Source organism: Psychromonas sp., assembly GCF_047632955.1.
GTDB lineage: Bacteria > Pseudomonadota > Gammaproteobacteria > Enterobacterales > Psychromonadaceae > Psychromonas.
Genome location: NZ_JBLIED010000075.1, coordinates 1 through 6,844 on the forward strand (window position 1 = coordinate 1; position 6,844 = coordinate 6,844).

Below are 6,844 nucleotides of genomic sequence, written 5' to 3' on the forward strand. Positions count from 1 at the left end.
ATCAAAAGCAGCATTGGCGGCGATAGTTTTGCGCACGTCCAACTGACCCCGTTTACGGGTTAAACGTTTACGACTATGTTGCGAAGCTAATTTCCGTGCGGCTCGCTGTACCAAACGTTGCATTAATATATAATCGAGACGATCAAGCTGGCTTAACTTTGCCTGCTGTAGATATTCCTCACGGTACTTCAGGCCTTTATGTTGAGCAAAAATCCCATACTGCTGCTCTACATAATCTTTCACTTGATCAAGCAGACGTGCCCGAGCCTTCACTAATTCACGCTGCTTTCTTTTATGTTCAGGACTGCTTTTATGTTCAGGACTGCTTTTGTGTTCAAGACTGCTTTTGTGTTCAAGACTGCTTTTGTGTTCAAGACTGTTCGCTTGCGAACGGATTTCAGCGCTTAAAGCTTCATCTCCGAGGCGTTGCATTATTTTATAAGCGAAGTGATTTTTTTGAGTAAACAAAACAATGGAAGACAGTTTCTCGTCTATAGCAGCCTGCGTGATTGCCAAACTCATATCTTTATTTTCACCTAGAGCCTGCCCCAATAATGAACGTGGGCTAGTTTGCATCCCTTTTCCATCTGACATATCAGCTTGGCTAGAGCTCGGGTTACTCTTTGCATCTAGCGCACTCTCAGATGACTCGCTCTCGCTTTTATCCGCCTCTTTATTTGACTCCTTATTCAACTCTTTATTCGACGCTTTGGCTTTTTCAACACCCGCAAAATATAGGTCGAACAACTCCTCATACATCACTTGATCAGCCTGTCGCTTAACCAAGGTCAAAGCTAAGACAGTTTTGGATGTCTCGCGACTCTCAAGTCCTAACAACTTAATAGCTTTTAGCGCATCCAAGGATTCGGCTGGCGACACCTGAAGACCCGCTTCACGCAGTGCACCTATAAAGTCGGCAACAAAACGCACCTAGCGTAAACCCTTCAACAAGGCTTTAATTTCTGGTTCGACCAACTCAATATCATCCTGAAATTTCAGTAATAAATTCAAGGTTTCTTTAACCCAATGTGAGTCAAGGTCCTCAACATTGAGTAAAAGCAGCGCCCTTGCCCAATCGATAGTTTCACTGACAGCAGGTGATTTTTTCAAAGGCATGTCTCTAAGTTTGCCAATCAGTGCCACTATTTGCTCTCTTAGCTGCGAATCAAGACCTTCAACCTGGGTCGCTAAGATACGACTTTCTAAAGCGGCATCAGGAAAAGGAATATATAAATGCAAACAACGGCGCTTTAGAGCATCTCCGAGCTCCCGAGTATTGTTACTGGTTAACATCACTATGGGAGTCGAAACGGCCTTTACCGTGCCTATTTCTGGGATAGACACCTGATAATCAGATAACAGCTCTAGTAAAAAGGCCTCAAACTCTTGATCGGCCTTGTCAATTTCATCTATCAGTAAAACCGCACCATCTGCACTCTGCAGTGCTTGCAGTAATGGTCTGGGCTCCAAAAACTCTTGAGAATAAAAGATGTCTCCAAAATCATGCAAGCGGGCGATAGATTCATCCAAACCCCGCGCGCCTCGAAGTACATCACCCAGTTGTTCTTTGAGCACCTGGGTGTAAAGCAGCTGTTTACCATATTTCCATTCATACAGTGCCTTTGATTCGTCAAGACCTTCATAACACTGCATGCGGATCAGTGGTGCATTAAGATAGGTAGCGGTTACTTTAGCTAATTCGGTTTTTCCTACGCCGGGAGGACCTTCAATTAGAATCGGTTTTTGCAAATGACAAGCTAAATATATTGCGGTGGCGACTGAATGACTGCATATGTAACCTAAGTCTTCGTAACGGCTTTGAATAATTTCTGGGGAGGCAATTTTTTCTTGGTGTTTTATAATCACGGATATCTGCAGCTCTAGGATAAACATCCAATATTATTCGCCTAAAGTGCGACAAATACCAATCACTATAAACACAGTAAAACTATTGACCAAAAGCTTGTAGTTATCAATTTGACTTGCCTTTTGGGGGTCGTAAGGGTTTGGCTTCCAAAACCCATATAGATGATCACATAGGGTCAAATATTCGGGTACTTGCCATCTATCTGTTAATAAAAAGACAACAAATACTGTGGTGGTGATCCCACAGGCTATAATAGTATCAGCTGCGTTGTCACCCTGATGAATAAACATTATCAATACTTTTAACTATCAACCTTGCATCGCTCCGCATTAATTTTACCTCATAGTTTTTTTACATAGCTTACCCATGCAAATACACATCAAAGGCTGCTTTGAGCTTTGAGTTCAACTGGCTATTCATCTTTATTATCAATATTTAGAGTGTTTAGGTTATGTGCCATGTAGCCAATAGCTCACATGTGATTTAAAGCGTTTTTGTACTTCGACTTCACTTTCATAACAGACGGCCACAAGGACAGATATTGCTTATATAAACTGTCACTACGTCAGTCTACATTTCTCAATCCACACATATTGCGTAGTTCAGGTATAGACTTATCCTTTTTTAAAAAAGGTTGGCATTGAACATGATGCGGCTAACTCCAGCAAGCTGACTTTGTAAAACGCTTGGCATCATTATTGGCCCTACATCCTGATGTACCAACTCATTTATTGGAATTAGAAATATTAGAAACCAGCGCAGTGAGTGACATCAACTATATTATTTCGACCATTCAAGCTTGCATTGACCTTGGTGTTCACTTTGCTCTGGATGATTTTGGTACAGGGTATTCTTCCCTTACCTATCTGAGACTCTTACCAGCCAGCCTGATAAAAATAGACCATAGTTTTATACGATATATGTTAACCAACGAGGATGACTTAGCCATTGTTTTGGGCGTTGTCAGTTTAGCGAAAGCCTTTCAACTTGAGGTGATTGTTGAAGGGGTAGAAACAATTGAGCATGGTACTGTTCTATTGCAACTAGGCTGTGAATTAGCTCAAGGTTACGGTATTGCAAAACCGATGCCTGCTATTCATATTCCGCAATGGCTGTAAGTTGGAAGCCTAATATAACTTGGCGGCCATAAATCTTAGGGTTCAGAATCTAAAAAACGTGAAACATATTCGAATGTTCATTGTTATTAGCAACAGTGTGGTTTTCTTAGTCGAGAATAATATCTGCTTTTTGAAAAGCAGATATTATTGTAACAACCGTTAATGTTAACAAACCTGAATATCAACAATTTAAAGAGTGATCAAGATCTACAGTTTGAGTCAGTAGACCCTATGACTAACTAATTGGGTCAGGTATTCATGCACTTGCTCTCTGTCTGACAATACAAATAACAACACCACATCGCCAGGTTGTGCAAAATTCATGGCTATTTTTGCGCCTGCTAACGGATCAACAGCATTTTGTATTTTGTCTGAGGGGATCAATTGCTTGCGAAGATATTCATCAACAATTTTCGGAACTTCACCTATCTCGCGACCCCGCAGATAGTGCTCTAATTCAGTGACAATATATAAACTCGCATCTAACTCGGTGACTGCGTAAGTGAGATTACGAATTTCGTCATCACTTCTGTCCCCAGCATGACTGAACATGACTATTTTACGTTTAGCAGGCAATTGGTTAATGGTTTTTACCACAGCTCGCATACTGTGTTCATTGTGGGCAAAATCCACTAACACCTTGATGCCGTTAACATTATAGATATTACCTCTTCCGGGGTTATCTTCTGCGTTACTGCCGAAATCCTTTAAACCAGCTCTAATGGCCTCTGTGGGTAAATTAAGAGCTTTAGATAATCCCACTACACCTAAAGCATTTTGCACATTGTGCTGAGCAGCGCCATTAAGCGTCATAGGGACTTGTTCTAATGATGCGATGTTTTCTTCTACGTTACCCGTGGCATACACAATATGGTTATTACGCATAAATACTGCTGCGCCACCTGTTTTCAAATGGTTTTGAATCAAAGCATTGGATTCGTCTGTGCTGTACCAACAAATTTTATTATCGAGCTTTAATCCTCGCTCAATAACAAGATCATTATCGGCGTTCAATACTAACGTACCTTTCGCATCTAGACCCTTAGCGACCACAAACTTTGTTTCTGCTAACTCTGCAACTGTATTGATACCGTATTGACCCAAATGATCACTGGCAACATTGGTAATAAGTGCCGCAGCAACTGAATCAATGGGTAGACCTCTTCTTAATATTCCCCCCCGCGCCACCTCTAAAAATGCCAGCTCAGTGCGTGGGTCTCTGAGTAACATTCTGGCACCACCGGGACCTGAATAGTCCCCAGTATCAATAATGTTATCTCCCACTCGAATAAAATCAGTAGAAGTGACCCCAGCCACAAAACCAGCGGCTTTAGCGATGTGCGACGCCAAACGAACACTGGTTGACTTGCCATTTGTGCCAGTGATGAAAGCGCTTGGTATGTCTTTATAGTGTTGCCACTGAATCTCTTTTAACTCAGGCAATTCACGCACCGGCCAAGTGTGTGATGATTTACCCATACCTAGGCTGACATCGTCGTCATCGATTATGCAACTCACTCCATGTTTATGCGCTGCTTGCATAAACGCAATAAGCGCAGGGTTGAGTTCTTCAGCAAGCTCAACATTTAATTCACTTAGGCGTTGTTGCCAATTGGGTTCGGTTTCGTTTTTTAGTTCCGTCACACCACAATACCAAGCCAACTCAGCAATATCGCAAGCACAATAAAGGGCATCCATAGGGGCGCTAAGGGCTAAGTTTGCCCCTTCACTATGCAGCCGATAATTAGTTTGCTGTTGCCAACTAAACTCTGTTAGCAACTTTTCAACCCACTTCTGCCAAACATTCACCACTTTGTGCTTATCGATGCCTTCAATAAACACATCAAGAATGGCACCGGGGTGATCCCATATCAGGTTAGGACCCGTTAAGCGCCTTGATTCTTCTAGTTCTAATCGCATTATTCGAATCTTCCTCAATCAGAATCTTCGTCATGTTCAACCACTAAACGCACACCGCGCTCATCATGTACCAGAGATTCACCTGCGTTTAATTCAAACTTATGCTCTACGTGTTCAAATAGTTTTTCAGGGAAATCTTGAGAAGGTATTTCATCTTGATTGTCTAGGTCTGCATCGCTATTAAAATGCACTATCTGTTTCCAACATCGAGTAATGTTATCGCCCAAAATAATCAGCAAGTCACCTTTTTTACAATCTTTTAGACCTTGCTCGATAGCCTCTTCTTCAGCTGGGATAACTTGGATGTTAGCTTCATCGATACCAGCATCCAGCAGTGTTTGTTTGAGCATTTGTGGCACTTCATCATGACCACGTCCTCGTCTGTCATCGTCAGCTTTACAAATGAAAGTATCGAAACCTTTGGCAGTAATATTTGCCACGGCTAATACATCTTCATCTCGCCTGTCTCCCGGCATAGCCATCACAATACGGCGTTTCCCACTCACATCTAAGCGTGTTGCGAGGTCGGTAATCGTAGCAATTGCAGCAGGATTGTGAGCGTAATCGAGTATCACTTTGAAGGGCAGTTCATCGTAAATATTGAGTCGACCAGGCGCTTGATAGAATGACGTATTGAAAATCCGTAAACCTTGACGAATATTTTCCAGCGAAGTGTCAAAACTATAAGCAATTGCCGCGGCAAACATGGCATTTTGCACATTGTGCAACGCCTTACCTTCAACTGTGGCGGGAATTAAATGGGTCCAAAGTAAAGGTATATGAGCGCCTTTATCATAAATGGTGATCATGTCGCCGTTGATGCCTTTTTCGAGTACCGCTGCCATACCACCGCTGCGAATATGTTCACGCACTAAGCCATGACCTGAGTCCATAGTCACATAACAGATACGCTCGGCGTCACAGAAATCTGCCATCTGTAAACACAGGTGATCATCGGCATTCAGCACCACTACATCTTTCGCAACTTCAACCACAACACGTTTAATTTGTGCCAGTTGCTCTACTGTATTAATACCCCTTTGTCCCAAATGATCAGCCGTAACATTAATACAAGCGCCAACATTACAACTGTTATAGCCTAAACCACGTTTGAGAATACCACCACGCGCTGTTTCCATAATGGCAAAATCAACGCTAGGGTCACGCAATACAATTTGTGCAGCAGTGGGTCCTGTCATGTCTCCTTTAACCGTTAAATGTCCGTCAATATAAACACCGTCTGTAGAAGTCATACCCGTAGTGAATCCAGACGATTTCATGATGCTGGCTAACATACGAGAAGTTGTGGTTTTACCATTAGTCCCAGTAATAGCCGCAATAGGAATGCGCGCCTTACTGCCGACAGGAAACAACATGTCGATCACTTTTCCAGCGACATCTCTGGGTGTGCCTTCACTTGGTGCCACATGCATTCTAAAACCCGGCGCAGCATTACATTCGCAAATACCGCCACCAATTTCTTTATACGATTTACTGATGTCGTCGGATAAAAAATCCACTCCACCTACGTCAAGACCAATGGCCTTGATGGAGCGTACTGCCATATCTCTGTTATCGGGATGCACCATATCTGTGACATCAATGGCGGTGCCGCCTGTAGATAAATTCGCTGTAGAGCGTAAAAAGAAAATCTGGTCTTTGTCTAATATGGTTTGTTTATTGTAGTTAGCTTCATCCATCAGGCGTTCGGCTTGGCTATCTAGTTCCAATCGAGTTAATACTTTTTCATGGCCTATGCCGCGGCGCGGATCTAAGTTAACTATGTCGACCAGCTCTTCAATACTTCTGCTACCATCACCCACTACATGGCCGGGAACACGTTTAGCAACCGCCACTAGTTCATTATTCACTACTAACATTCGGTGATCGTAACCCGTTAAAAAGCTTTCTATTAAAATAGCTTTACCGGTGCCGTGTT

General features: G+C 42.6%; 5 protein-coding genes and 1 pseudogene. 1 reads left to right on the forward strand and 5 read right to left on the reverse strand.

Annotation, left to right across the window (positions count from 1 at the left end; translation table 11 throughout):
- The 3 genes and pseudogenes from ACJAZP_RS19530 to ACJAZP_RS19540 all read right to left on the reverse strand — a co-directional run.
- Positions 1–930 (reverse strand): annotated as a pseudogene (locus ACJAZP_RS19530) (VWA containing CoxE family protein); the annotation flags it as partial.
- Positions 931–1,866, reverse strand: coding sequence for an AAA family ATPase (locus ACJAZP_RS19535; RefSeq protein ID WP_415232417.1), 936 nt, complete (start codon positions 1,864–1,866; stop codon positions 931–933).
- Between the two features lie 33 nt (positions 1,867–1,899).
- A complete protein-coding gene (locus ACJAZP_RS19540; RefSeq protein WP_415232413.1) occupies positions 1,900–2,157 on the reverse strand; it encodes a hypothetical protein in 258 nt (85 codons plus the stop codon).
- 408 nt (positions 2,158–2,565) lie between these two features.
- On the opposite strand from ACJAZP_RS19540, the gene ACJAZP_RS19545 reads away from it, so the two are divergent.
- Positions 2,566–2,985 (forward strand): EAL domain-containing protein, encoded by a 420-nt coding sequence (locus tag ACJAZP_RS19545; RefSeq protein ID WP_415232414.1) that lies wholly within the window; start codon positions 2,566–2,568, stop codon positions 2,983–2,985.
- 219 nt (positions 2,986–3,204) lie between these two features.
- Here ACJAZP_RS19545 and ACJAZP_RS19550 read toward each other — a convergent pair whose 3' ends face one another.
- A complete protein-coding gene (locus ACJAZP_RS19550; RefSeq protein WP_415232415.1) occupies positions 3,205–4,905 on the reverse strand; it encodes a Mur ligase family protein in 1,701 nt (566 codons plus the stop codon).
- Positions 4,906–4,919: 14 nt separating this feature from the next.
- The coding region (locus tag ACJAZP_RS19555) for a Mur ligase family protein (protein WP_415232416.1) at positions 4,920–6,844 on the reverse strand (1,925 nt) is incomplete at its 5' end.